Annotated in this window: 21 protein-coding genes; 10 read left to right on the top strand and 11 right to left on the bottom strand. The window is 68.1% G+C overall.

All coding sequences use genetic code 11. The annotated features are described in order from the left end of the window. A partial coding sequence (locus tag B5Y19_RS24480) for a DNA translocase FtsK (RefSeq protein ID WP_079592293.1) occupies positions 1 to 2,185 on the bottom strand: 2,185 nt, incomplete at its 3' end. Between the two features lie 188 nt (positions 2,186 to 2,373). On the opposite strand from B5Y19_RS24480, the gene B5Y19_RS24475 reads away from it, so the two are divergent. Next, a complete protein-coding gene (locus B5Y19_RS24475) occupies positions 2,374 to 2,709 on the top strand; it encodes an antibiotic biosynthesis monooxygenase family protein (RefSeq protein WP_055730658.1) in 336 nt (111 codons plus the stop codon). Positions 2,710 to 2,785: 76 nt separating this feature from the next. Here the strand turns inward: B5Y19_RS24475 and B5Y19_RS24470 are convergent, their stop codons facing one another. The 3 genes from B5Y19_RS24470 to tesB form a co-directional block, all read right to left on the bottom strand. Further along, positions 2,786 to 4,132 carry an ammonium transporter gene (locus B5Y19_RS24470; RefSeq protein WP_055730659.1) on the bottom strand — a complete coding sequence of 449 codons (1,347 nt, stop codon included), beginning with the start codon at positions 4,130 to 4,132 and terminating at the stop codon, positions 2,786 to 2,788. A 27-nt stretch (positions 4,133 to 4,159) separates the two neighbouring features. After that, positions 4,160 to 4,498, bottom strand: coding sequence for a P-II family nitrogen regulator (locus tag B5Y19_RS24465; protein WP_055730660.1), 339 nt, complete (start codon positions 4,496 to 4,498; stop codon positions 4,160 to 4,162). Positions 4,499 to 4,734: 236 nt separating this feature from the next. Further along, complete coding sequence (tesB, locus tag B5Y19_RS24460) at positions 4,735 to 5,601, bottom strand: acyl-CoA thioesterase II (RefSeq protein WP_055730710.1); 867 nt, start codon at positions 5,599 to 5,601, stop codon at positions 4,735 to 4,737. 124 nt (positions 5,602 to 5,725) lie between these two features. Here tesB and B5Y19_RS24455 point away from each other — a divergent pair, with 124 nt between their 5' ends. Next, positions 5,726 to 6,976 (top strand): ubiquinone biosynthesis hydroxylase, encoded by a 1,251-nt coding sequence (locus B5Y19_RS24455; RefSeq protein ID WP_055730661.1) that lies wholly within the window; start codon positions 5,726 to 5,728, stop codon positions 6,974 to 6,976. Between the two features lie 124 nt (positions 6,977 to 7,100). Here the strand turns inward: B5Y19_RS24455 and B5Y19_RS24450 are convergent, their stop codons facing one another. Then, positions 7,101 to 7,295: a Trm112 family protein gene (locus B5Y19_RS24450; protein ID WP_055730662.1), complete on the bottom strand. Its 195-nt coding sequence runs from the start codon at positions 7,293 to 7,295 to the stop codon at positions 7,101 to 7,103. A gap of 14 nt (positions 7,296 to 7,309) precedes the next feature. Further along, positions 7,310 to 12,145 (bottom strand): NAD-glutamate dehydrogenase, encoded by a 4,836-nt coding sequence (locus B5Y19_RS24445; RefSeq protein WP_411914172.1) that lies wholly within the window; start codon positions 12,143 to 12,145, stop codon positions 7,310 to 7,312. A gap of 180 nt (positions 12,146 to 12,325) precedes the next feature. Between B5Y19_RS24445 and B5Y19_RS24440 the strand changes: the two genes are divergently transcribed. Both B5Y19_RS24440 and B5Y19_RS24435 read left to right on the top strand, forming a co-directional pair. Beyond that, positions 12,326 to 12,874, top strand: coding sequence for a peroxidase-related enzyme (locus tag B5Y19_RS24440; protein ID WP_055730712.1), 549 nt, complete (start codon positions 12,326 to 12,328; stop codon positions 12,872 to 12,874). 364 nt (positions 12,875 to 13,238) lie between these two features. Beyond that, positions 13,239 to 13,607 carry a DUF2794 domain-containing protein gene (locus B5Y19_RS24435; protein ID WP_055730663.1) on the top strand — a complete coding sequence of 123 codons (369 nt, stop codon included), beginning with the start codon at positions 13,239 to 13,241 and terminating at the stop codon, positions 13,605 to 13,607. Positions 13,608 to 13,717: 110 nt separating this feature from the next. Here the strand turns inward: B5Y19_RS24435 and B5Y19_RS24430 are convergent, their stop codons facing one another. The 4 genes from B5Y19_RS24430 to B5Y19_RS24415 all read right to left on the bottom strand — a co-directional run bounded on the left by B5Y19_RS24430 (position 13,718) and on the right by B5Y19_RS24415 (position 18,660). Next, positions 13,718 to 14,254 (bottom strand): GNAT family N-acetyltransferase, encoded by a 537-nt coding sequence (locus B5Y19_RS24430; RefSeq protein ID WP_055730664.1) that lies wholly within the window; start codon positions 14,252 to 14,254, stop codon positions 13,718 to 13,720. A gap of 114 nt (positions 14,255 to 14,368) precedes the next feature. After that, positions 14,369 to 15,151 (bottom strand): Bax inhibitor-1/YccA family protein, encoded by a 783-nt coding sequence (locus B5Y19_RS24425; RefSeq protein WP_055730665.1) that lies wholly within the window; start codon positions 15,149 to 15,151, stop codon positions 14,369 to 14,371. A 219-nt stretch (positions 15,152 to 15,370) separates the two neighbouring features. Further along, positions 15,371 to 17,956, bottom strand: a complete 2,586-nt coding sequence (locus B5Y19_RS24420; protein ID WP_055730666.1) for an ABC transporter permease — start codon at positions 17,954 to 17,956, stop codon at positions 15,371 to 15,373. 2 nt (positions 17,957 to 17,958) lie between these two features. After that, the gene (locus B5Y19_RS24415) at positions 17,959 to 18,660 is read right to left on the bottom strand and encodes an ABC transporter ATP-binding protein (RefSeq protein WP_055730667.1); all 702 of its coding nucleotides are present in this window, start codon (positions 18,658 to 18,660) and stop codon (positions 17,959 to 17,961) included. A 150-nt stretch (positions 18,661 to 18,810) separates the two neighbouring features. Here B5Y19_RS24415 and B5Y19_RS24410 point away from each other — a divergent pair, with 150 nt between their 5' ends. From B5Y19_RS24410 to B5Y19_RS24395, 4 genes are all read left to right on the top strand, one after another. After that, on the top strand, positions 18,811 to 19,452 hold the full coding sequence (locus B5Y19_RS24410; RefSeq protein ID WP_079592289.1) for an arylesterase: 642 nt from the start codon (positions 18,811 to 18,813) through the stop codon (positions 19,450 to 19,452). An 80-nt stretch (positions 19,453 to 19,532) separates the two neighbouring features. Then, positions 19,533 to 20,588 (top strand): aldo/keto reductase, encoded by a 1,056-nt coding sequence (locus B5Y19_RS24405; protein ID WP_055730669.1) that lies wholly within the window; start codon positions 19,533 to 19,535, stop codon positions 20,586 to 20,588. 236 nt (positions 20,589 to 20,824) lie between these two features. Next, a complete protein-coding gene (thpR, locus tag B5Y19_RS24400) occupies positions 20,825 to 21,397 on the top strand; it encodes an RNA 2',3'-cyclic phosphodiesterase (protein ID WP_055730670.1) in 573 nt (190 codons plus the stop codon). Further along, on the top strand, positions 21,394 to 21,690 hold the full coding sequence (locus B5Y19_RS24395) for a 4a-hydroxytetrahydrobiopterin dehydratase (protein ID WP_055730671.1): 297 nt from the start codon (positions 21,394 to 21,396) through the stop codon (positions 21,688 to 21,690). The genes thpR and B5Y19_RS24395 overlap by 4 nt, the downstream gene beginning before the upstream one ends. Positions 21,691 to 21,696: 6 nt before the next feature. Here the strand turns inward: B5Y19_RS24395 and B5Y19_RS24390 are convergent, their stop codons facing one another. Then, positions 21,697 to 22,362 (bottom strand): RluA family pseudouridine synthase, encoded by a 666-nt coding sequence (locus B5Y19_RS24390; RefSeq protein WP_244555717.1) that lies wholly within the window; start codon positions 22,360 to 22,362, stop codon positions 21,697 to 21,699. A gap of 272 nt (positions 22,363 to 22,634) precedes the next feature. On the opposite strand from B5Y19_RS24390, the gene ftsY reads away from it, so the two are divergent. Together ftsY and B5Y19_RS24380 are read left to right on the top strand one after the other, a co-directional pair. Further along, positions 22,635 to 23,897 (top strand): signal recognition particle-docking protein FtsY, encoded by a 1,263-nt coding sequence (ftsY, locus tag B5Y19_RS24385; RefSeq protein WP_139384549.1) that lies wholly within the window; start codon positions 22,635 to 22,637, stop codon positions 23,895 to 23,897. Continuing rightward, the gene (locus B5Y19_RS24380; RefSeq protein ID WP_055730674.1) at positions 23,894 to 24,529 is read left to right on the top strand and encodes a septation protein A; all 636 of its coding nucleotides are present in this window, start codon (positions 23,894 to 23,896) and stop codon (positions 24,527 to 24,529) included. Before ftsY ends, B5Y19_RS24380 begins: the two co-directional genes overlap by 4 nt. The last annotated feature ends 121 nt before the right edge of the window (positions 24,530 to 24,650 follow it).

Here is a 24,650-nt window from a genome sequence, read left to right as displayed (position 1 = left end):
CGCCGGCCATGTAGAGCATGTCGCCCTGGCCGAGCAGCTGCTCGGCACCCATCTCGCCGAGGATGGTGCGGCTATCGATCTTCGAGGTGACCTGGAAGGAGATCCGGGTCGGGAAGTTCGCCTTGATCGTGCCGGTGATGACGTCGACCGAGGGACGCTGCGTCGCCAGCACGACATGGATGCCCGCCGCGCGGGCCATCTGGGCCAGGCGCTGGATGGTGCCCTCGATCTCCTTGCCGGCGACCATCATCAGGTCGGCCATCTCGTCGACGATGACGACGATATAGGGCAGAGGCTCGAGGTCCATGACCTCCTCCTCGTAGATCGCCTCGCCCGAGTGCTTGTCGAAGCCGGTCTGGACCGTGCGGGTGATGACCTCTCCCGCCGCCTTGGCCTCGCCGACCCTGGCGTTGAAGCCGTCGATGTTGCGCACCGAGAGCTTCGACATCTTCTTGTAGCGCTCCTCCATCTCGCGCACCGCCCATTTGAGGGCGACGACCGCCTTCTTGGGATCGGTGACGACCGGGGTGAGCAGATGCGGGATGCCGTCATAGACGGAGAGTTCCAGCATCTTGGGATCGACCATGATCAGGCGGCACTCTTCCGGCTTCAGCCGGTAGAGGATCGACAGGATCATGGTGTTGATGGCGACCGACTTGCCCGAGCCGGTGGTGCCCGCCACGAGCAGATGCGGCATGCGCGCCAGATCCGCGATGACCGGCTCGCCGCCGATGGTCTTGCCGAGGCAGAGCGCGAGCTTGTGCTTGGTCGCCTCGAAATCCTGGCTGGCCAGCAATTCGCGCAGGAAGACGGTCTCGCGGCGGGTGTTGGGCAGCTCGATGCCCATCGCGTTCTTGCCCTGCACCACCGCCACACGCGCCGACACCGCGCTCATCGAACGCGCAATGTCGTCCGCGAGAGAGATCACGCGCGACGACTTCGTGCCCGGAGCGGGCTCGAGCTCGTAGAGCGTCACGACCGGGCCGGGCCGGACCTGCGTGATTTCGCCGCGCACGCCGAAATCCTCGAGCACGCCCTCGAGCAGGGTGGCGTTCTGTTCGAGCGCATCGGCGGAAACCGTGTTGGCCGCGGTCTTCTTCGGCTCGGCCAGATAAGTCAGCGGCGGCAGCTCGAATGAGTCGCGGTCGAGCAGCGAGGGCTGGGCCTCGCGCTGCATGCGCTTGCCAGGCTTGGGCGCGGCACGCGGCATCGCCACCCGGGGTGCGTTGAGGTCGCGCAGGTCCTGCGGCTCGTCGTCGAGGTCGAAGGGCGCGTCGAAATCGTCGGCTGGGCGGCCCGCCGATGCCGTCGGACGCGTGCCCGGCAGCGGTTCCGGATCGAATTCGGGGGGGCCGCGCCGGTTGACAGGCGCCTCGCCGAATTGCGGCTCGCGCCTGCCGCGGCCGGCGCTGTCGTGCGGCAGAAGCCCGGAATCGACCGCGGGCTGTGGCGGATGCGGCAGGCGGCGCAGAATGGCTGCCCGCAGCGCCATGGCGCCATGGGCGAGCCAGCCGATCAGGATCACGGCGATGCCGGGTTCGTCGTCGCGACGTTCCTCGCCATCGACCCAGCCCTCGTCTGCATCATCCGCGTCGGGCAACGGGTCCTCGTCGGTGACGAAGCCGAAGCCGGCCGCCGCGGTGACCGCGAGGATGGCGATGCCGGCATAGATGAAGCCGACCAGGCTGCCGACCGCATTGCCGGCGATGCCGGCGACGTTGCGCGAGCCGAAGAGCAGCCCGTCACCGATGACGCCGCCCATGCCGGTGGGCAGCGGCCAGCGCGGCGTCGCCGGCAGCGCGCTGGCGACGGCGGCGGTCGCGGCGATGCCGACGACCCAGAGGCCGAGCTTGAGCGCGCCACGGTCGAACAGGTGGAACCGGATCAGGCGCAGGGCCCAGATCACCGGCGGGAACAGCAGGGCGATGACGCCGAGGCCGATGAGCTGCATCAGCAGGTCGGCGATCATCGCACCGGGCCGGCCGAGCCAGTTGCGGACGGCGCCGCTGGTGGCGTTGTTGAGGCTGGGATCGTCGACCGACCAGGTCGCCAGCGCGACGGAGACGGCGATCATCAGCGCGAGCAGGCCGAGCCCCGTCAGCTCGGACGCGCGGCGCGACAGGAACTCCCGCACCGGATCGGGCAGGCGGTCCATGAGCGATTGGGAACGGCGGATGGTGCGCATGCGGCTTCGGGTCGGGTCCGGACTGTCGAGGCCGCATCATTCCGGCCATCCTCCAGAGGTTAGGAAGCCGTGGTTAAGACCCGCTTAACCTTGAGACGACGCATGCGGCTGCTGCCGCATCCTGTCGGGAGGCCCGGGAACCGTGGGGTGGCGCGGCACGTCTTTCGCGGAGACCAGAGGAGAGGCTCATGGCGACGAAACCAACCGAGGCCCAAGCCCGCATCGCCCGGATCTGGCGCGGCCGCACGACGCGGGCGAAGGCCGACGACTATGCCAAGTATCTGCGCCGCGAAGGGGTGGCGCCCCTGCAGCAGAAGGCACTCGGCGTCCAGATGTTCCGGGAGGATCGGGCCACGGACAGCGAATTCGTCACGATCTCCTATTGGGAGAGCATCGAGGCGATGTCGCGCTTCGCCGGGCCGGATCCGCGCCGTATCCACCATCTGCCGCGCGATGCCGAATATCTGATCGCGCTGCCGGACGGCGTGCAGGTGCTCGAGATCGTGGTCAACACGCCCGGCTGATCCACTGTCGTCGGCAGAATGAAAAAGCCCCGGCGGATTTCCGCCGGGGCCGTGACGTTATGTCGGGCGATGGCGCTCAGATGTTGTAGGCGCGCTCGCCGTGCTCGGCGATGTCGAGGCCCTCGCGCTCCTGGTCGGAGGTGACGCGCAGGCCGACCACGGCGTCGATGATCTTGAACAGGACGAAGGAGCCGATGCCGCACCAGACCACCGCGACGACGACCGCGACGAACTGCTTCCAGACCTGCGCGCCCATGGCGTAGTCGGCGACGCCGACGCCGCCGAGAGCGGGGGCGACGAAGATGCCGGTGCCGATCGAGCCGATGATGCCGCCGACGCCGTGGACGCCGAAGACATCGAGCGAATCATCATAGCCGAGGGCGTTCTTCACCGTGGTGCAGAAGAAGAAGCAGACCACGCCGGCAATGGCGCCGAGCACGATCGCGCCCATCGGTCCGATCAGGCCCGCCGCCGGCGTGACGGCGACGAGCCCGGCGACGATGCCGGAGAGCATGCCGAGCAGCGAGGGCTTGCCCTTGACGATCCACTCGATGAAGAGCCAGCCCAGCGCCGCGCCGGCGGTGGCGGTGAAGGTGTTGATCATGGCGAGGGCGGCGCCGGCCGTGGCTTCCAGGTTCGAGCCGGCATTGAAGCCGAACCAGCCGACCCAGAGCACGGCGGTGCCGATGAACGTCATCGTCAGCGAGTGCGGCGACATCAGCTCCTTGCCGTAGCCGATGCGCTTGCCGATCACGAGCGCGCCGACCAGGGCGGCGATGCCGGCATTGATGTGGACGACCGTGCCGCCGGCGAAGTCGAGCGCGCCGAGGGTGAAGAGATAGCCCTCCGAGAACCAGACCATGTGCGCCATCGGGAAATAGACGCAGGTGGCCCAGAGCGCGACGAAGAGCAGCAGCGCCGAAAACTTCATACGCTCGACGAAGCCGCCGACGATCAGCGCCGGCGTGATCATCGCGAAGGTCATCTGGAAGCAGACGAAGACATATTCGGGAATCACGACGCCCTTGGTGAAGGTGTCGGAGGTCGATTCATTGCTGACGCCGGCGAGGAAGGCCTTGGAGAAGGAGCCGATGAAGCTCGTCAGCGAGCCGCCGCTGGTGAAGGCGAGGCTATAGCCGTAGACGACCCAGATGATGCACATCACGGCGGCCGTGGCCGTGATCTGGCTCATCACCGAAAGCATGTTCTTCGAGCGCGCCAGACCGCCATAGAACAGCGCCAGGCCCGGCAGGGTCATGAACAGGACGAGCAGGGTGGACACCAGCATCCAGGCGGTGTCGCCCTTGTTCGGCACGGCTGCCGCCGGTGCCTCGGCCGCTGCCTGCGCGAACGCCGAGGCAGCGGAGAGCGTCATGAGGGAAAGGCCCGCGAGCCCGGCCCGCAGCGAAGTCCTGAAAGTCATGGTCGAAACTCCTGAAGAAGGCGGGGCTCAGAGGGCGTCGGCGTCGGTCTCGCCGGTGCGGATGCGCACGGCCTTCTCGATCGAGGAGACGAAGATCTTGCCGTCGCCGATCTGGCCGGTGCGGGCGGTGGCGGTGATCGCCTCGATCACCCGGCCGACGAGATCATCGGGGATAGCGACCTCGATCTTGATCTTGGGCAGGAAGCTCACGGCGTATTCGGCGCCGCGATAGATCTCGGTATGGCCCTTCTGCCGGCCGTAGCCCTTCACCTCGGTCACCGTCAGGCCGTGGACGCCGATGGTGGTGAGCGCGTCGCGCACCTCCTCCAGCTTGAACGGCTTGATGATCGCCATCACGATTTTCATGTGCTGGGTTTCCCCGTCTGCGCCGCCCGGTCGTCAGCCCCGGCGAACTCGTTGCACTCCGCGCGCGCTGCGGACCGCAGTGCGTCACACCCTGCAATTCAAGGCGCGTGCCAACCCGCCCGGACGGGGGTGAGGCCCGTTCGGAGGCGCAAAAGCAGCAAATCGGCGTGGGAAGGCGGTTCTCTGCCTAAAAATAAGGCAGTCGTCTGCGAGGCGGGCAGGCGCTCAAAATCGCGTCAGCCCTGATCCGGCCGCGGCCGGATCAGCCCCTCCTGCGCGACTGAGGCGACGAGCCGGCCCTGCCGGTCGAAGATCAGCCCGCGAGAGAAGCCGCGCGCGCCGGAGGTGGAGGGGCTGTCCTGTGAATAGAGCAGCCATTCATCGGCGCGGAACGGGCGATGGAACCAGAGCGCATGATCGAGGCTCGCGCCCTGGATCCGCTGGTCGAACACCGTCGTGCCATGGGCGATCAGGCTGGAATCGAGCAGCATCAGGTCGGAAGCATAGGCCAGGATGCTCTGGTGCAGCGCCGGCTCGTCCGGAAGGGCCTCCATCGCCCGGATCCAGACGTTGAACTTCGGCTCCATCTTGCCGCCGGTGCGGTAGCGTTCCAGCTCGACCGGGCGAATCTCGATCGGCCGCTTGCGCTGGTAATAGGCCTGGACCGCGTCCGGCATGTGCGGCAGCACGCTGCGCGCCATCTCCTCACGATCCGGCAGTTCCTCCGGCATCGGCACCTTCGGCATCGGCATCTGGTGCTCGTAGCCGGGTTCGTCGACCTGGAAGGAGGCCGACATGGCGAAGATCGCCTCGCCCTTCTGGATCGCAAGCACGCGCCGCGTGGTGAAGGAGCGGCCGTCGCGCAGCCGATCGACCTCATAGACGATCGGGATTTCCGGATCGCCCGGCAGCAGGAAGTAGGCGTGCAGTGAATGCGGCTGCCGGCCTTCGACCGTCTTGCAGGCGGCGTAGAGCGACTGCGCGATGACCTGGCCCCCGAAGACGCGCGGCCAGGACGATTTCGGGCTGCGACCGCGGAACAGGTTGCGCTCGAGCGGCTCGAGGTCGAGGATCGCCGTCAGGGAAGTGCTGATCTGGGACATGGTGTCGGCGTATCGCAATCGGTTGACGGAGCGGCCGGCGGCCCGCACAGGGAAAGACGGCTCGTCTCGCATCAGCACCGAGGCGTCCCGTGCCGTCAAGACGCTTGCCGAAGGGAGCAGCAGCATGGTCACCAAGCGGGATTCGGGCGCGCGCATCGTCATCGCGGGCGGCGGGATCGCGGGGCTGACCCTGGCGCTGGCCTTGAAGCAGGCGCTCGGCAGCGCCGGTGCGATCACCGTGGCGGATCCGGCGCTGGCGGCGCTGCCCCCGCGGGCCGACAACCGCGCCTATGCCGTGGCGGCGGGGGCGCGGGCGATGCTGGAGACGCTCGGCATCTGGAACGCGGTCGCGGGCGCAGCCCAGCCGATGAACGAAATGATCATCTCCGACAGCCGGACGAACGATGTGGTGCGTCCGGTCTTCCTGACCTTCGACGGCGCGGTCGAGCCGGGGCAGCCCTTCGCGCATATGGTCGAGAACGCGGCTCTGGTCACGGCGCTGAAGGCGGCCTGCGCGGAGGCGGGCGTCGAGCTCAGGGGCATCGGCGTGCGGCGCTTCATCGCCGAGGAGGCGGCGGTGGACGTCGTCTTCGGCGATGGTTCCCGGCAGCAGGCCGCCCTGCTGGTCGCGGCCGATGGTGCGCGCTCGAAGCTGCGCGAGCAGGCGGGGATCGGCTGGGTCGGCTGGGGCTATGGTCAGTCGGGCATCGTCGCGACGATCGGCCATGATCGCCCGCATCATGGCCGCGCCGTCGAGCATTTCCTGCCGTCGGGGCCCTTCGCCATCCTGCCGCTCCCCGATGGCGGCCGTCTCGGGCATCGCTCCTCGATCGTGTGGAGCGAGAGGAGCGAGAACGTTCCGGCGCTGCTGTCGCTCGATGCCGAGGATCTGCTGGCCGAGATCGAGACGCGTTTCGGGCTCGAACTCGGCGAGATCGCCCTCGAAAGTGCGGTGAGCGCACATCCGCTTGGCTTCGGCGTGGCGCGGCGCTTCGTCGGCGAGCGGCTTGCCCTGCTCGGCGATGCGGCCCATCTCATCCATCCCATTGCCGGCCAGGGGCTCAATCTCGGGCTCAAGGACGTCGCCGCGCTGGCCGAGGCGATCGTCGACGCCGCCCGGCTCGGGCTCGATCCGGGTGGGGCCGAGGTGCTGGAGGATTACGAGAAGGCGCGCCGCTTCGACACGGTGGCGATGGGCGCCGTGACTGACGGGCTGAACCGGCTGTTCTCGAACGACGCCACGCCGCTCAGGCTGGCGCGCGATCTCGGGCTCGGTCTGGTCGACCGGCTGCCGGGGCTGAAGCGCTTCTTCATCCGCGAGGCGGCCGGGGTCGCCGGCGCGCCGCCGCGGCTGCTGCGCGGCGAAGCGCTCTAGGCTGTAATGCTCGCTTCTTCGGCGAGCGCCCCTATCTTTCAATGCCTTTCCGGCTGCAAAGCCAGGATGTGGATGGTCGGGACGCGCCCGACCATGACGCTGGCGCCAGCAGCGACGGCTGGCCTCAGTCTTCCAGCTGCCGGGCTTCCTCCGGCAGCATGATCGGGATGCCGTCGCGGATCGGATAGGCCAGCTTCGCGGCCCGGCTGATCAGCTCCTGCTTCGCCGCATCATATTCCAGCGTCGCCTTGGTCAGCGGACAGACCAGGATCTCGAGCAGCTTGGGGTCGATGCGGGTGGCGGTGTCCGGTTCGTTCATTGATCGCGTCCTGTTCAGCCGTGCTTGCGCGGCAGGTCGGCGAGCATGCCGGCCGCCACCATCAGCTTCGGCAAAGTGAGGCCCGAGCTCGTGATCGCGTTGACGGTGGTGCGGGTGCGACCCGTCTCCTCGCCGCGCTCCGCGAGCCAGCTTTCGAGCGTGCCTTCGCCCTTGGCGGAGGCGGAGACCTCCCAGGTCAGGCCGGAATGGGCATCGTCGAGGGTCTCGATCGCGCGCTCGCGGGCAAGGCGCTCATAGTCGTCGGTCGCCGGCACGGCTGCCGCAGCCGCCTTCAGGCTCGACAGGCCGAAGAGCGCGTCGATGCCGAAATGGATGCGGGCGACGTCGCGGATCTTGCGCTTGCTGCGCTCGGCGATGTCGACGATGTCGGTCGCTTCCGCGAGCGCCGGCAGGCTGGCGATGCGGGCCGCCAGCGCCTCCGGCACGCCATCCGCCGTCAGGACCGCGATGCGCGCGAGCCTGGCCTGCGCGGCCGCTTCCGGCAGCAGGCCGTCGAGCTCCTGCGAGAGCTCCTTTACCCCCTTGGCATAGCGGGCGATGGTCTGCTCGATCGTGCCGGGCTTGGCCACGCCGCGACGCAGGAACCAGCCCATGCGGTTGGTGACCAGCTCCTGGGCCGCGCCGTAGAGGCCGAGCTGGGTCTTGCCGGGGATCCTGGCATCCAGCCCGTCGATCTCGCCGTTGAGCCCGATCAGATCGAAGGAGTCGCGGGCGATCGCATAGGCAGCGGCGATGGCCGGAGCCTCGGAGCGCGTCAGCGCCGCAAGCACCGGCACCAGCGCCGGGCCGCCGCGATTGACGATGGCATTGGCGAGCTGGGTCGCGACGATCTCGCGGCGCAGCTTATGGCCGGCGATGGCGTCCGGATAGGCGTCGCGCAGCGCCTTCGGGAAGTAGCGGACGAGCTCGCTCGCCAGATAGGGATCGTCCGGCACCGGCGATTCGAGCAGTGCGTCGTGCAGCGAGAGCTTGGCATAGGCCAGGAGCACGGCGAGCTCCGGCCGGGTCAGCCCCTCGCCGCGCTTCTCGCGCTCGGCGAGCTGGGCGTCGCTCGGCAGGAACTCGACGCCGCGGTCGAGGCGGCCTTCCTTCTCCAGGGTCTGCATCAGGAAGCGCAGGCCGGGCGTCGCGCCCGAGCCCTGCGCCTCGGTCAGCGAGAGCGCGAGCGTCTGCAGGTAGTTGTTGCGCAGGACGAGATCGCCGACCTCGTCGGTCATCGCGGCGAGCAGGGCGTTGCGCTTGTCCTCGGCGAGGCGGCCTTCCTTCACCGGGACGGCGAGCGCGATCTTGATGTTGACCTCGACGTCGGAGGTGTTGACGCCGGCCGAATTGTCGATCGCGTCGGTGTTGAGCTTGACGCCCCTGCGCGCCGCCTCGATGCGGCCGCGCTGGGTCATGCCGAGATTGGCGCCCTCGCCGATCACTCGGGCGCGGATATCGGCCCCGGTGACGCGGATGGCGTCGTTGGCGCGGTCGCCGACCTGGGCATCGGTCTCGTCCGAGCCGCGGATATAGGTGCCGATGCCGCCGAACCAGAGCAGGTCGATGCGCGCCTTGAGGATCGCGGTCATCAGTTCGGGCGGCGAGACCTCCTTCTTGTCGAGGTCGAGCAACGCGCGGACTTCCGGAGACAGCGGGATGCTCTTGGCCTGGCGCGAGAAGATGCCGCCGCCCCTGGAGATCAGCGTCTTGTCGTAATCGGCCCAGGAGGAGCGGGGCAGCTTGAACAGCCGCTGGCGCTCGGCCAGCGACTTTGCCGTGTCCGGATCGGGATCGAGGAAGATGTCGCGATGGTCGAAGGCGGCGACGAGCTTGATCGCCGGCGAGAGCAGCATGCCGTTGCCGAAGACGTCACCCGACATGTCGCCGACACCGGCGACGGTGAAGGGCGTGGTCTGGATGTCGACGTCGACCTCGCGGAAGTGGCGCTTCACCGCTTCCCAGGCGCCCCGCGCCGTAATGCCCATGCCCTTGTGGTCGTAGCCCTGCGAGCCGCCGGAGGCGAAGGCATCGCCGAGCCAGTGATGCTTCTCGAGTGAGATCGCGTTGGCGGTGTCGGAGAAGGTCGCCGTGCCCTTGTCGGCCGCGACGACGAGATAGGGGTCGTCGCCGTCATGGCGCACCGTGTCCGGCGGCGGCACGATCGTCTCGCCGTCGAGATTGTCGGTGAGCTCGAGCAGGTTGCGGATGAAGATGCGGTAGCTCTCGGTGCCCTCGGCCAGCCAGGCCGCGCGGTCCGAGGCCGGGGGCAGCTGTTTCGGCACGAAGCCGCCCTTGGCGCCGACCGGCACGATCACGGCGTTCTTGACCTGCTGCGCCTTGACCAGGCCGAGCACTTCGGTGCGGAAGTCCTGCGGCCGGTCCGACCAGCGCAGGCCGCCGCGCGCGACCTTGCCGAAGCGCATATGGACGCCCTCGACCCGCGGCGAGTAGACGAAGATCTCGTAGAGCGGCCGCGGCAGCGGCAGCCCGTCGACCCTGGCGCAGTCGAACTTGAAGGAGATGGTCTGGCGCGGCTGGCCGTCCGGACCGGTCTGGAAGAAGTTGGTGCGCAGCGCCGCATCGACCAGGTTGATCAGGCGGCGCAGGATCCGGTCCTCGTCGAGGCTGGTGACGGCGTCGAGCGCCTCCTCGATCTCGGCCCGCTTCTGGGCCATGCGCTGCTCGCGCTCGGCGGCCGGCTGGCGCGGATCGAACTTGGCGTTGAAATAGGCGACGAGGCCCGAGGCGATGTCCGCATGGCGCGTCAGCGCGTCGGCGATGTAGCCTTGGGCATAGGGCGCGCCGGCCTGGCGGAGATAGCGGCCGAAGGCGCGCAGCAGCGCCGCCTCGCGCCAGGCGAGTCCGGCGACAAGCACGAGCTGGTCGAAGCGGTCCGATTCGGCGAGGCCGCGGAACTGCGCCATCAGCGCTGCCTCGATCGTCGGATCGAGGCGCTCGATGTCGATCTCGCCGTCGTCGGCGCGCTCCAGCGTCATGTCGTGCAGCCAGACGCGGGCGTTCTCGCCATTGCCCTGCGGCATGACGTTGTAGGTCCGCTCGTTGACGACGCGGAAGCCCATGTTCTCCAGAACCGGCACGCGGGCCGAGAGCGAGATCGGCGTGCCGCGCGAGAAGACCTTGAGGTTGGCGCGCTTGGCGTCGTCGCCTTCGCGCCGGTAAAGGTTGACGGCCCGGCCGCGCTCCGGCGTCAGCTGCTGGAGCATCTCGATGTCGACAAGGGCGTCGGCGGCCGAGAAGCGCTCGCGATAGGCGGCGCCGAAGGCCTCGGCATAGCGCTCGGCGAGCGCCCGGGCGGCCGGCCCGGCCTTCTCCTGGTCGAGCACGTCCTTGAGCCCGTCGCCCCAGGTGCGGACGATGGCGCTGATGCCGGATTCAAGGGTGGCGCGGTCGATGCGCGGGGTTTTGCCGTCATCGCGGCCGATGATGTAGTGGGTCCGTGACAGCGGACCTTCCGGATAGGCCGGATAGGCAGCCGAGACGCGGCCGCTGTAGATCCGCGCCAGGAACTCGCCGACGCGCTGGCGCACGGTGGTGTCGTAGCGGTCCTTCGGGATGAAGACGAGGATCGAGACGAAGCGATCGAACTCGTCGACGCGGGCGAGCGCGCGGATGCGCGGCCGCTCGGTCAATTGCAGGATGTCGATCGCGAACTGCTCCAGCGTCGGAACGTCGATCTGGAAGAGCTCGTCGCGCGGATAGGCATCGAGCACGTTCATCAGCGCCCGGCCGGAATAGCTCGCCGGGTCGAAGCCGATGTTCTTGGCGACGCGCGCGACCTTGAGCCTGAGATAGGGAATGGCGCGGGCCGAGCCGGTATAGGCGTTCGAGGTGAGCAGGCCGACGATGCGCAGCTCGCCGTCGAGCCGGCCGTCGGGCGTGAACAGCTTGACGCCGACGTAGTCGAGATGGACGCGGCGATGCACACGGCTCTTGACGTTGGCCTTGGTGATGATCAGCGCCTGGGGCTTGGCCAGGAAGGAACGCACCTCCGGCGTCGTCGTCACCAGCTCACGCCCCTTGCGCAGCACCTTGACGGAGGGGTCACGCAGGATGCCGAGGCCGGACCCTTCGATCGGGTCGGCGGCGACGTCGCCGCCCGGGAAGCGGTAGGCGCGGATGCCGAGCAGGGTAAAGTTGTCGCCTGCGATCCATTCGAGGAACTGCAGCGCCTCGGCGATCTCGTCCTCCGGCAGCGGCGGCGGATTGGCGCGATAGGCCTGGATCACTTCGGTGATGCGGCCGCGCATCGCAGCCCAGTCGTCGACAGCCAGGGCGACGTCGCCATAGACGTGCTCGAGCCCGGTGCGCAGCCTTTCGCGCGCTTCCGGCGTGTCGACGCGCTCGATATGGATGTGCAGCAGGCTCTCGCGCCGGGTGCCCTCGGGGGCGCGGCCGGTCGCTTCGCCGGCGAGCGAGACGAACTTGCCCTTGGCGTCGCGGGCGACGGCCAGGATCGGGTGGGCGACGAGGCGCGGCTCGTGGCCCTGCTCCTGCAGCTCGGCGAGCGTCGAATCGAGCAGGAACGGCTTGTTGTCGTTGACGACCTCGAGGATCGTCACCTGGCGCTTGCGGGCGCCCGAGCCGAATTCGGCATCGCGGAAGCCGAGATTGATCGTCTCCGGCTTGCGGGGCTGGACGAGATGCTCATAGGCGTCGGCGGCGGCGCGGGCCAGCATGTCCGCCGGCAGGGCCTCCAGATCCTCGGCGACGGCGCGACCGTAAAGGAGGCGGGGAAATTCGGCCGGCATCGCGCTCTTGAGCCCGGTGGCCGCGGCTTCGATGGCTGCGATCGCCCCCGCGGTCGCGTTCGTCACCCGTTTGCCCATTATCCAACCCCAGTTGTTTTGCCGCAGCGATGGCATAGGCTGCGCAGCCTTTCAACTTTGCCTTGCCTTAAAAAGCGGCAAAATTGCCGCAAAGGCTCGACGGGACCCACCATGGCGACAAAGCATGACAAACCCAAGGTGGGCGAAGAGCCGGTGCGACAGCATGCGCCGCCGCCGGTGATGGCACTCGCCCTGGAGCCGGGCCAGCTCTCGCTACAGAACGAGGCCTATTTCGAGAAGTGCCGCGAGAAGCTCGGTTTCGTGCCCAACGTGCTGACCTCCTACGCCCATGACGACGCCAAGCTTTCGGCCTTCGCCGCCTTCTACAACGACCTGATGCTGGCGCCGTCGGGCCTGTCGAAGCTGGAGCGGGAGATGATCGCGGTCGCGGTTTCGAGCGTCAATCGCTGCTACTATTGCCTGGCGGCGCACGGCGCGGCGGTGCGCCAGCTCTCGGGCGACCCGGTGCTGGGCGAGCTGCTGGTGATGAACTATCGGGCAGCCGAGCTGTCCGCGCGGCATCGCGCCATGCTCGATTTCGCCGTCAAGCTGACGGAGACGCCGCATCTGATCGGAGAGGAGGACCGGGCCGGGCTGCGCCGCGCCGGTTTCGCCGAGCGCGACATCTGGGATATCGGCGCCGTCGCGTCCTTCTACAACATGTCGAACCGGATGGCCTCGGCGGTGGATATGCGCCCGAACGCCGCCTATCACGGCCAGGCGCGCTGATCGCCCGCCCCCGGAAAAGCTGCGGGCGCCGCCGGCCATGAGGTCAGCAACGCCCGCAAAAGAAAACGGCCGGCATCAAGCCAGCCGCTAGTTGGCCTCGACTTTGGTGGCCCGGCTCCACCGGAACTCCGGGGGGCTGGGGGGCTGACAAACCGGCGTTCAGCGAAACCGGGCCGTCGAGGCAACGAGGGGAGTTGAGCGGCGCAACTTGGCGGTCCCTTGACGCGTTCGAGGCGAAAATGCGGCATTTTGGACGAATGCTGACCCAGCGGCGAAAGGGCACAGCGCGGTCCCTTGCCAGCGCAGCACTGCGGGCGCATCATCCGCGGCGTCGTCACCTCGAGGCCCCGGTCAGGGAGGCGCCATGAGCGAAAGCGAAACGCCCCAATCGCAAGCGGCCGGCGCGGTCGTCCATTTTCCGGCGCCGGCCCGGCACGCAACCGTCACCTTCGATCGGCGTGAGCTCAGCGAGCTGCTCAACCTCTATGGCCGCATGGTCGCGGCCGGCGAATGGCGCGACTACGCCATCGATTTCCTGAAGGACAAGGCGCAGTTCTCGGTGTTCCGGCGCTCCTCCGAAATGCCGCTCTACCGCATCGTCAAGGACCCGGCGCTGGCGCGCCGGCAGGGCGCCTATTCGGTCGTCGCCGCGACGGGGCTGATCCTCAAGCGCGGCTCGGAACTGTCGCGCGTCCTCAAGGTGCTCGACAGGAAGCTCAGCGTGGTGGGCTGACGCGCTTCGGCCCGTCATGGTGCGGAGCGTCGGCGACGACGCAATCCAGGGGGACCTGGAACTCTCCAGCCCCGCCTTCCTGGATTGCCTCTTCAGGCTTGTAATGACGATCAGAATGCGGGCGGCGTGCGCCCGCCTTCGCCGAGCTCCTTCTGCATCAGCATCTGGTCGAGCCAGCGGCCATGCTTGAAGCCGACCTTCTCGGCGACGCCGATCAGGCGGAATCCAGCCTTCTCGTGCAGGCGGCGCGAGCCGACCGAAGCACCCGTGCCGTCGCCGATCACCGCGACCATCTGGCGGAAGCCGCGCTCGGTGCAGGCCTTCATCAGCGCCTCGAGCAGCAGACGGCCAAGGCCGAGGCCCTGTGCGGCAGGCGCGATGTAGATCGAGTTTTCGACCGTGGCCCGATAGGCCGGGCGCGGCCGATAGGCGCTGGCATAGGCGTAGCCCAGCACTTCGCCTTCGCGCTCCGCGACGAGATAGGGATAGCCGCCCGCGAGCACCGCCTCGAAGCGCCTCAGCATCTCCGACTCGTCCGGCGGATCGAGCTCCCAGGAGGCGGTTCCGTGCAGCACGGCATGGGTGTAGATCGCCGCGATGGCGGGGATGTCGGCAGGCGCGGCGTGGCGGATGGCAGGCGCGGTCATGGCGTGATCATCGCTAGGGTCGGTCGTCGGACCAAGCGGAGCAACGACCGTGCCAAAAGAAAAGCCCCGGCCGTGAGGCCGGGGCTCTGATGCTCCGATCGGAGCTCGTCGCTCTTACTCGCGGTTGCCGAGCAGCGAGAGCAGGAACTGGAACATGTTGATGAAGTTCAGGTAGAGCGACAGCGCGCCGTTCACCGAGAGCTTCGCAGCTTCCTCCGGGCCGAGCTCGGAGTAGAGATACATCTCCTTCAGGCGCTGGGTGTCCCAGGCGGTCAGGCCGGCGAAGATCAGCACGCCGATCACCGAGATGGCGAAGCCCAGCGCGCCCGAAGCCAGGAAGATGTTCACGATCGAGGCCAGGATCAGGCCGATCAGGCCCATGACCAGGAACGAGCCCATGCCGGAGAGCGACTTCGTGGTGGTGTAGCCGTAGAGGCTGAGGCCACCGAAGGCCGCCGCGGTGATGAAGAAGACCTGCACCACCGACGCGCCGGTGTAGCGGATCAGGATCGTCGAGAGCGAGACGCCCATCACCGCCGCGAAGGCGAAGAACATCGTCCGGGCCGACGAGGCGGACATCTTGTCGGCGCGGAACGAGAAGAAGAAGATGAAGGCCAGCGGCGCCAGCGCGACCACCCACATCAACGGCGTGCCATAGAGCAGCTGGCCGAAGGAGGTGAGGTAGGTGTTGCCGACGCGGGCAACGGCATTGGCCTGGTCCGTGACGGCCATCTTGTTGATGCCCAGCGCGAACAGCGCCGAGATCGCCAGGCCGATCACCATGTTGTTGTAGACGCCGAGCATGAACGAGCGCAGGCCCTGATCCATCTCGACGGCGCTGGTCTGCTGTGCGCGGCCGGCACCCCAGACTGGAGCATTGCGGTCGAAGTTGCTCATTAAGCGAATTTCCCCTGACGTAGTTTCGGACGACGGAGGGCGCGCAGGCGCCAGCCGTCCTCGCGCACGATCGTCGCGATAGCGGGAATATGAGGGGCTTTGGCGGTTCTTACAAGGGCCAGCCATGGTTAAGGCAGCCTCGGCGATAGAAGTTCGCCGCCGCAACTATGCAGAATTACAGGATTGTAATGTCTATCGAGAGTCGATTCCAGATAGTCATCATAAATTCCTGAGATAAGAAGCCGGCGCCTTCGCCAGTATTTTTATCGTACCGACAAGGCCGAACAGGACGGTAACCGCGACAGCTGCAGTCGCAGCCAGTATCGCGCCGATCGGATCACTGACGAATTCGATCCGCATCACTTGCGTGACGATCCCCCAGCCGGCCGCTGTACCCGCGATAACGCCGAAGACGGCTGCGACCAGGCCGATCGCCGCGTATTCAAAGGCGTACGACGAAAGTATGAAGCGACGGGTCGCGCCGAGGGTTTTCAGGATCATCGCGTCATAGAGCCGCGCCCTTTGTCCGGCCGCGAGCGCGCCGCCCAGCACCAGCAGGCTCGCCGCGATGGCAAGGCCGGAAGCGCCTCGGATCGCCATGGCGAGCTGGGTGACGATGGTGTTGACCGCCTCGAGCGCGTCCTTGACCCGCACCGCGGTGACGGCCGGGAAGTCGAGGGCGAGGCGGCGCATCAACGCCGCGTCGGTCGCGCCGCTGCCGTCCGGGCTCGCGGTGACGGTGGCGAGGTTGGTGTGCGGCGCTCCGGTGAAGGTGTTGGGCGAGAACACCATGACGAAATTGATGCCGAAGGAGCGCCAGTCGACCGTGCGCAGATTGGCGACGCGGGCTGTGATGGTGCGGCCGAGCACGTTGACGGTCAGCCTGTCGCCGATCTTGAGGCCGATGCCGGCGGCGTTCTGGGCGTCGAAGGAGACCAGCGGCTCGCCGCGATAATCTGCCGGCCACCATTCGCCGAAGGAGACGCGCGAGCCTTCGGGAACCGTAGCGGCATAGGTGATGCCGCGGTCGCCATCGAGCACCCAGGCGGATTGCTCGCTCGCCTTGATGTCCTCGGCCCGGGTGTCGTTCACGGCGACGATGCGTCCGCGCATCATCGGCACGCGCTCGGTCTTCGCGCCCGGGCGCTGCTCCGCCAGGAAGGCGTCGAAGCGCGCGGATTCGCGGCTCGGTATGTCCAGGAAGAAGAAGCTTGGTGCCTTCTCCGGCAGCGCCCCGGTGAGCTGGCGGGTCAGGCTGACATCGATGAAGGAGAGCGCCGAGAGCAGCGCGACGCCCAGGCCCAGCGACAGCACCAGCGAGGGCGTCAGCGCGCCGGGCCGGTGGCTGTTGGCGAGCGCCATCCGCAGGGCCGGGCGGCGTGGGCGCGGGATGCGGCGGGCGAGTGCCATCAGCCCGAGCGAGACGGCGCGCAGCAGCAGGAAGACGCCGAACATCACGCCGATATAGATCAGCGCGATCCGGCGGTCATAGGCGAAGCCGATGGCGACGCCGGCCAAGCCTGCGAGCGCCAGCGCGCAGAGGACGAGATAGACCGGGCGCGGCAGGCGCGGATCGGGCTCGATCCGGTCGCGGAACAAGGCCGAGACCGGGATGTCATGGGCGCGCCCGAGCGGGATGATGGCGAAGACGAGCGCGGTCAGCAGCCCGTAGAGCGCGGCGATCGCGAGCTCGCCCGGCGCCAGCGTCGGCTCGAACGGCACCGGCAGGATGCTCTGGATGATCGCGCCGAGGCCGAAGGGCGCGGCGGCGCCGAGCGCGAGGCCGATGCCCGTGCCGATCGCGGCGACGAGCATCACCTCGGTCAGGTGGATCGCGACGACATAGCCGCCGGTGGCACCGACCGCCTTCATCGTGGCGAAGTCGAGCTTCTTGGCCTCGACGAAGCGGCGCACCGCATTGGCGACGCCGACGCCGCCGACCAGCAGGGCGGTCAGGCCGACGAGGGTGAGGAACTGGGTGAAGCGCTCGAGATTGCGCTGGAAGCTCGGCGCGGCATTGGCGCGGGAGCGGATCTCCCAGCCCGCATCGCGCTGCTGCGTGCCGACATCGGTGACGAGCCGCTCGAGATCGGCGTCGCTGGCGGCGGTTTGCGGAAGCTGGAGGCGATAGGTCCAGCGGATCAGGCTGCCGGGCTGGATCAGGCCGGTCGCCTTCAGCGCCTCCTGTGACATGAGGAGGCGCGGGCCGAAGCCGACGCCGGCCGCGATCTTGTCGGGCTCGGAAACCAGATTGGCGCGCAGCTGCAGCCTGGCGCCGCCGACCGTGACGATGTCGCCGGGCTTGAGGTCGAGCCGGCCGAACAGCACGGGATCGGCGACCGCGCCATAGAGGCCGTCGCGCTGCTCCAGCAGGCCGGGCAGCGCGGCCTGCGGCTCGGTTTCGACCGAGCCGAGGCTCGGATAGGCCGAATCGACCGCCTTGATCTCGACCAGCGCCGCGCCCTTCACGCCGGCATTGGCCATGCCGCGCATGGTCGCGATGCTGGAGACCGTGCCCCGCGCCGTCAGGAAGGCGAGCTCCTGTGGCGTCGCTTCGCGATGGATCAGGCTGAAGGCGGCATCGCCGCCGAGGATGCGCCGGCCTTCGCGGGCGAGGCCCTCGGTCAGGCCGCGCGAGGCGGAGGCGACCGCGGCGATGGTCATCACGCCCAGCGCCAGGCAGGCGATGAAGATGCCGAAGCCGCGCAGGCCGGCACGCAGGTCCCTCAGGGCGAGCCGCAGGGCGAGCCCGGCGCCGCGGAAGCGCTGGGGTGGGTTCGGCGACGGCTTGACGGGCGCATGCATCGTCAGGCGACCGCCATCTCGGCCTCGGCCTCGATCACGCCGGAGCGCAGCCTGACCGTGCGTTCGCAGAGCGCGGCGAGCGACAGATCATGCGTGACCAGCACCAGCGTCGCGCCGCGCTCGCGCTTCAGCGCGAAGATCAGATCGACGATGGCGCGGCCGGTCGCCTCGTCGAGATTTCCGGTCGGCTCGTCGGCGACGAGGATCGCGGGATCCGGCGCGACGGCCCGCGCGATGGCGACGCGCTGCTGCTCGCCGCCGGAGAGCTGGGCCGGATAATGGTCCATGCGCTGGCCGAGGCCGACATTGCGGAGTTCCGCTTCGGCGCGGCTGAAGGCGTCGGGATGGCCGGCGAGTTCCAGCGGCAGCGCCACGTTCTCGCGCGCCGTCATGGTCGGGACCAGATGGAAGGACTGGAAGACGATGCCGATATGCTTGCCGCGGAAGACGGCGAGCCCGTCTTCGTCGAGCGCGCCGAGATCCTGGCCGGCAACCTTGACGAGCCCGGAATCGGGGCGCTCCAGCCCGGCCATGGTCATCAGCAAGGTCGACTTTCCGGAGCCGGAGGGACCGACGAGGCCGGTCGCCTCGCCATCGGCCAGCGACACCGAGACGCCCTTGAGGATATGGACGCGGGCGGCGCCGCGCCCCAAACTCAGATGGACATCCTGCAACTCGATCGCCGGGGCGGCCTTCTCGCTCATCACGCCATGATCCTGACTTACGCTTCCATCGCCGTCCCGGTCGGAACACCGTCGTCGCGGCCCCAGCGGGCCTGCGAGGCGCCGCGAAGGGGTCTGCGCCGATATGGGCGCGGTTTCGCGCTTGTCCAATCGGCTGCGGCGATTTTCGCCATGGCCTTGCTGTTTCTCCTCGGTTCCCATGCCATGGCCAATGCCCAAGCCTCCAGTTCCAGCCCGGCTGCCGCGCGGTCGCTGAAGCTCGTCGTCTTCGGCGATTCGCTCTCCGCGGGCTATAATCTGCCGGGCAGCGCCGCCTTTCCGGCCGTGCTGGAGCAGGCCCTGCGTCAGAAGGGCGTCGCTGTCGAGATCGTGAACGCCGGCGTCTCCGGCGACACGACGCAGGGCGGGCTCGAGCGGCTCGACTGGTCGGTGCCGGATGGGACTGACGGCGTCATCCTCGAACTCGGCGCCAACGACGCGTTGCGCGGCGTCGATCCGGACCAGACGCGCAAAGCGCTGGAGGCGATGATCACCCGCCTGAAGGAGCGCGGGATCCCGGTGATGCTCGCCGGCATGTACGCGCCGCGCAATCTCGGAGCCGATTACGCGAAACGCTTCGACGCGATCCATCGCGAGCTTGCGGAAAAGCACGGGCTGGTGCTTTACCCCTTCTTCTTGGAAGGCATCGCGGGCGACCGCACGCTGAACCAGGCGGATGGGCTTCACCCCACGGCCGAAGGCGTCAACGTCATCGTCCGGAACATCCTGCCGACGGTCGAGCGCTTCATCGCCAGCCTGCCGCCCAGGTCCTGATCCGTCCGCGGGCTCTCCGCGCGGCGATCCCCGAATCTCGCATCGCCGCCCGCCGGCCCCGCTTCCGGAGTTGCTTTTCCATGGAATATCGCCGTCTCGGACGCACCGATCTCAAGGTCTCGGTGATCTGCTTGGGAACCATGACCTGGGGCGAGCAGAACAGCGAGGCCGAAGGCCACGCCCAGATGGACTATGCCGTCGGGCAAGGCGTCAATTTCTTCGACACCGCCGAGCTCTACTCGATCCCGCCGAAGCCGGAGACGCAGGGCTCGACCGAGCGGATCATCGGCAGCTGGTTCAAGGCCCGCGGCAACCGCGACAGGATCATCCTGGCGTCGAAGGTCTGCGGACGGGGCGGCAACACCTGGTTCCGCGATGACGGCAGCCCGACGCGGCTGACGCGCAAGCAGATCTTCGAGGCGGTCGAGAAGAGCCTGAAGCGGCTGCAGACCGACTATATCGACCTCTACCAGCTGCATTTCCCCGAGCGGCCGGTGCCCTGGGGCTCGAACCCGACGCGCTTTGCGGCTTCGGCCTATGAGCGCTCGGCCGACGAAGCCTCGATCCCGGAGCAGCTCGACGCCCTCGGCGAGCTGGTCAAGGCCGGCAAGATCCGCCATCTCGGCCTCTCCAACGAAAGCGCCTGGGGCACGATGCGCTTCGTGACGGATTCCGAACTCCGCGGCACGCCGCGCGTGCAATCGATCCAGAATGCCTACAACCTCCTCAACCGCACCTTCGAGACGGCGCTTGCCGAGGTCGCGATCCGCGAGGATGTCGGCCTGCTCGCCTATTCGCCGCTGGCGCAGGGCTACCTCACCGGCAAATATCTCGACGGCGCCCGCCCGGCGGGAGCGCGCACGACGCTGTTCGACCGCGGCCAGCGCTATCAGACGGCCGGCGCCGAGGAGGCGACCAGGCGCTACATCGCCGTGGCGCGCGAGGCCGGGCTCGATCCGGCGCAGATGGCGCTCGCCTTCGTCAACAGCCGCGCCTTCGTGACCGCCAACATCATCGGCGCGACCTCGATGGAGCAGCTCAGGACCGATATCGCCTCGATCGACCTCAAGCTTTCGCCCGAGGTCGAGGCGAAGATCGACGCGATCCATCAGCTCGTCGGCAATCCCTGCCCGTAACGGCTTGTTTTCGACCTGAACGGGGTCATCCCGGGCGCCGCAGGTCGACCCGGGATCCATGCCTGAACCTCCATCGGAAGCGCTCCGGCATGGATCCCGGATCGACGCCGCTTCGCGGCTCGCCCAGGATGACGGCGCGGGATGGGAATGCGATGGCAGTGCAAAAACAATTCCCTTGAGCCGGCTTCGCGCCTACCGTCTCGCCAGAGTCACAATTGCTTGGCAGGGATTCGTTCATGCCGAGGCTGTTCATCGCTCTGGAAATTCCCGCCGATGTCGCATCCGAGCTGACGTTGCATCGCGGCGGCCTGTCGGGTGCTCGCTGGATCGAGCCAGCCGACTACCACATCACCCTGCGCTTCCTGGGCGATGTCGACCGGCGCATGGCGAACGACGTCGACCACATGCTCTCCGATCTCACCGCCTATCCGTTCGAGGTGACGCTCGATGCGCTGGGCAGCTTCGGCGGCGACAAGCCACGTGCGGTCTTCGCCCGGGCGGCGCCGACAAAGGCGCTGACCGATCTGCAAGTCGACGTCGAGCGGCAGATGCGTCGTATCGGCCTGCCGGCGGAAGGCCGCAAATTTGTGCCGCATGTCACGCTGGCGCGGCTGCGCGATACGGCGCCGACGGAGGTCGCGCATTATCTCAGCCTGCACCCGATCGTGCGGCCGATCAGTTTCACGGCGCGTCGCGTCGCGCTGATGTCCTCGCGCGATTCGATCGGCGGCGGCCCCTATGTGCTGGAGGCGGCCTATCCGCTCGGCCCGTCCTATCCGAATCGCCTGCCACGGGAGATTCGCCGATGACCCGACCGAAACGACTCTCTCCCGAGGCGCAGGCCGAGGCGCTGGCGACGCTGACCGGCTGGAAGCTGGTGCAAAGCCGCGAGGCGATCACGCGGCGCTTCGTCTTCCGCGATTTCAGCGAGGCCTTCGGCTGGATGACGCGGGTCGCCCTGCTGGCCGAGGCAATGAACCATCACCCGGAATGGTCGAACGTCTACCGCACGGTCGAGGTGACGCTCGCCACCCACGATGCCGGCGGGCTCACCGAGCTCGACGTGAAGCTGGCGCGGGCGATCGACGCCCTGGCGAGCTGAGCGGTCTCAGTCCGAAGGGTGCCAGCCGCAGGCCTGCAATGCCGCCAGCATATGCGGTGGAGGCGGGGCCGTTACGGCGATCGGCTCGCGCTTCTTGTAGAGTGGGATCGTCACGGCGCGCGCGTGAAGCTGAAGGCCGGGGCCGCCCTCGCGCGGCGCGGTGCCGTAGATTTCGTCGCCGAGCATCGGCCAGCCGGAAGCCTGGCAGTGCACGCGCAGCTGGTGGGTGCGGCCGGTCAGCGGTTCCATGGCGAGCCAGGCAATCGGCCCGGCCCCATCGTGGCCGCGACCCAGGACTCGATAACGTGTCTGCGAGGGCAGGCCGGCGGGGTCGACCTTCATCCACCAGCCGCGCTCGGGCGAGCGACGGCCGAGGGGCAGGTCGATCAGCCCTTCGTCCAGCGCAGGCTCGCCCTGCACGATCGCCCAATAGGTCTTGCCGATCCGGCCGTCGCGAAACATCTGGTTGAGCTCGGCCATGGCGCGCGGATGCCGGCCGAGCACGAGGCAGCCGGAGGTGTCCTTGTCGAGCCGGTGCGCCGCTTCCGGCCGGCGCGGCAGGCCGAAGCGCAGGGCGTCGAGATGGTCGGTGAGCACCGGGATGGAACGGCGCTGCGCCGGCGGGCCGCTATGGACGGGCAGGCCGGCGGGCTTGTCGATGACGAGCATCATGGCGTCGCGATAGAGTAGCGGCACCGGCAGCTCGGCGTCGTTTTGCCCCGGTGCTTGCGAATTCTCTGGTCGGTCCGGCCTTGCCATGGCATTGCGATAGCGCGCTTTCCATTCGACCGGAATGGTCGAGCGACAAGAATTCGCGCAGAGACAAAAAGCTGTCGGAGCGCGTTCCTCTCGCAGAAGTGCTCGCCACTTTCGCGGAACGCGCTCGGACGAAGCCGGCCCGGCGGGCAACCGGAGTTGCCCGCCGAACCGTAGACAGGATGGCGATGAGCGAGACCGAACCGAAGAAACGCGGCTTCTTTTCGAGGCTGTTCGGACGCGACGAGCAGCCGGCCCAGCCGGTACCGACTCCGGAACAGGTGGCTGAGTCCGTCGAGGCGCCGAAGCCGGAAGCCGATGAGGCCGTCGCTGCGCCGGTTGCCGAGGCGGAGGCTCCTGTCGCCGAGACGCCGGCCCTCGAACCGGTTTCGCCGGCCCTTCCGGTCGAAATCGCTCCGCTGCCCGTGGAGCCGGAACCGGAACCCGAAATCGCCGTCGTTCCGCAGCCCGAACCGGTTGCCGTTCCGGAGCCTGCTCCCTCACCTGCGCCCGCGCCGCAGCCGAAGCGGAGCTGGTGGCGCCGGCTGACGGAGGGGCTGTCGCGCACCTCCTCGGCGCTGACGACGGGGATCACCGACCTCTTCACCAAGCGCAAGCTCGATGCCGGAACGCTCGAGGATCTCGAGGACATCCTGATCCAGGCCGATCTCGGCCTCGCCACCTCGGCGAAGATCGCCAGGGCGGTTGGCGACGGCCGCTACGACAAACAGATCGAGCCGGCTGAGGTGAAGGCGATCCTGGCGCGTGAGGTCGAGACGATTCTGACGCCGGTGGCGCTGCCGCTGGCGATCGACGCCACGAAAAAGCCGTTCGTGCTCCTGATGGTCGGCGTCAATGGCTCCGGCAAGACCACGACGATCGGCAAGCTCGCGGCGAAGTTCCGGGCCGAGGGCAAATCGGTGATGCTGGCCGCCGGCGACACCTTTCGCGCCGCCGCGATCGAGCAATTGCGGGTCTGGGGCGAGCGCACCGGCGCCGAGGTCGTCTTCGGGCAACAGGGCGCCGACGCTGCCGGCCTCGCCTTCGAGGCGCTGCAGAAGGCGAAGGCCAATGGCACCGACGTGCTGCTGGTCGATACGGCCGGTCGGCTGCAGAACAAGCAGGGGCTGATGGACGAGCTCGCCAAGGTGGTCCGCGTGATCCGCAAGCAGGATCCGAGCGCGCCACATGCGGCGCTGCTCGTGCTCGACGCCACCGTCGGCCAGAACGCGATCAGCCAAGTCGAGGCCTTCCGCGAGACGGCGGGCGTCACCGGGCTGGTGATGACGAAGCTCGACGGCACGGCGCGCGGCGGCATCCTGGTGGCGCTGGCGGCACAATTCGGGCTGCCGGTGCATTTCATCGGCGTCGGCGAGAGCGTCGAGGATCTGGAGCCGTTCTCGGCGCGCGATTTCGCCCGCGCCGTGGCGGGATTGGGAGAGGCGGCGTGAGCGAGACGACACAGCAGGTTCCGGTCAAGGCAGCCAAGGGCAAGACGGTCAGCCCCCTGCTCAAGCTCGCCCTGGAATTCGGGCCGCTGGCGATCTTCTTCTTCGCCAATTCCTATGGCGACCGCCTGCTCGGCGTCGCGGAGGATCGGCGCATCTTCGTCGCGACCGGCATCTTCATCGTCGCCTCGCTGGTGGCGCTGGCGCTGTCGCGGGCGCTGATGGGTTATCTGCCGCGCATGGCGATCGTGAATGCCGTCGTTGTGACAGTCTTCGGCGGGCTGACGCTGGCGCTGGACGACGCCTTCTTCATCAAGGTGAAGCCGACCATCGTGAACACGCTGTTCGGCTCGGTCCTGCTCGGCGGGCTGCTCTTCGGCCGGCCGCTGCTGTCGCTGGTGTTGGAGACGGTGCTCCAGCTCGACGAGGAGGGCTGGCGCAAGCTGACCTTCCGCTGGGGGCTGTTCTTCTTCGTCCTGGCGGTGCTGAACGAGGTGGTCTGGCGCACGCAGACGCAGGATTTCTGGGTCGCCTTCAAGGTCTGGGGCGTGATGCCGCTGACCATGGCCTTCGCCCTGGCCCAGACGCCGCTGATCCTGAAGCACGAGATCAAGCCGGCGAAGACGGAGGAATAGGCAGCCTGCTTTCGGGCAGGCGGCAGCATCATTGCGAGGAGCGAAGCGACGAAGCTGCGCTCGCAATGACGGTTTCGACAGCGGCAGGAGGGCATGCCTCTTGCCATTTGGCAAAATTATC

It is taken from the genome of Allobosea thiooxidans, assembly GCF_900168195.1.
Taxonomy (GTDB): Bacteria; Pseudomonadota; Alphaproteobacteria; order Rhizobiales; family Beijerinckiaceae; genus Allobosea; species Allobosea thiooxidans.
Note: the sequence above shows the minus strand (reverse complement) of the source record. Positions and strands in the feature narration are given on the sequence as shown.

Coding starts and splice junctions, on each gene's coding strand:
- B5Y19_RS24475 (WP_055730658.1), top strand. CDS start 2,374: ATGGCGACGAAACCAACCGAGGCCCAAGCCCGCATCGCCCGGATCTGG.
- B5Y19_RS24470 (WP_055730659.1), bottom strand. CDS start 4,132: ATGACTTTCAGGACTTCGCTGCGGGCCGGGCTCGCGGGCCTTTCCCTC.
- B5Y19_RS24465 (WP_055730660.1), bottom strand. CDS start 4,498: ATGAAAATCGTGATGGCGATCATCAAGCCGTTCAAGCTGGAGGAGGTG.
- tesB (WP_055730710.1), bottom strand. CDS start 5,601: ATGTCCCAGATCAGCACTTCCCTGACGGCGATCCTCGACCTCGAGCCG.
- B5Y19_RS24455 (WP_055730661.1), top strand. CDS start 5,726: ATGGTCACCAAGCGGGATTCGGGCGCGCGCATCGTCATCGCGGGCGGC.
- B5Y19_RS24450 (WP_055730662.1), bottom strand. CDS start 7,295: ATGAACGAACCGGACACCGCCACCCGCATCGACCCCAAGCTGCTCGAG.
- B5Y19_RS24445 (WP_411914172.1), bottom strand. CDS start 12,145: ATGGGCAAACGGGTGACGAACGCGACCGCGGGGGCGATCGCAGCCATC.
- B5Y19_RS24440 (WP_055730712.1), top strand. CDS start 12,326: ATGGCACTCGCCCTGGAGCCGGGCCAGCTCTCGCTACAGAACGAGGCC.
- B5Y19_RS24435 (WP_055730663.1), top strand. CDS start 13,239: ATGAGCGAAAGCGAAACGCCCCAATCGCAAGCGGCCGGCGCGGTCGTC.
- B5Y19_RS24430 (WP_055730664.1), bottom strand. CDS start 14,254: ATGACCGCGCCTGCCATCCGCCACGCCGCGCCTGCCGACATCCCCGCC.
- B5Y19_RS24425 (WP_055730665.1), bottom strand. CDS start 15,151: ATGAGCAACTTCGACCGCAATGCTCCAGTCTGGGGTGCCGGCCGCGCA.
- B5Y19_RS24420 (WP_055730666.1), bottom strand. CDS start 17,956: ATGCATGCGCCCGTCAAGCCGTCGCCGAACCCACCCCAGCGCTTCCGC.
- B5Y19_RS24415 (WP_055730667.1), bottom strand. CDS start 18,660: ATGAGCGAGAAGGCCGCCCCGGCGATCGAGTTGCAGGATGTCCATCTG.
- B5Y19_RS24410 (WP_079592289.1), top strand. CDS start 18,811: ATGGCCTTGCTGTTTCTCCTCGGTTCCCATGCCATGGCCAATGCCCAA.
- B5Y19_RS24405 (WP_055730669.1), top strand. CDS start 19,533: ATGGAATATCGCCGTCTCGGACGCACCGATCTCAAGGTCTCGGTGATC.
- thpR (WP_055730670.1), top strand. CDS start 20,825: ATGCCGAGGCTGTTCATCGCTCTGGAAATTCCCGCCGATGTCGCATCC.
- B5Y19_RS24395 (WP_055730671.1), top strand. CDS start 21,394: ATGACCCGACCGAAACGACTCTCTCCCGAGGCGCAGGCCGAGGCGCTG.
- B5Y19_RS24390 (WP_244555717.1), bottom strand. CDS start 22,362: ATGATGCTCGTCATCGACAAGCCCGCCGGCCTGCCCGTCCATAGCGGC.
- ftsY (WP_139384549.1), top strand. CDS start 22,635: ATGAGCGAGACCGAACCGAAGAAACGCGGCTTCTTTTCGAGGCTGTTC.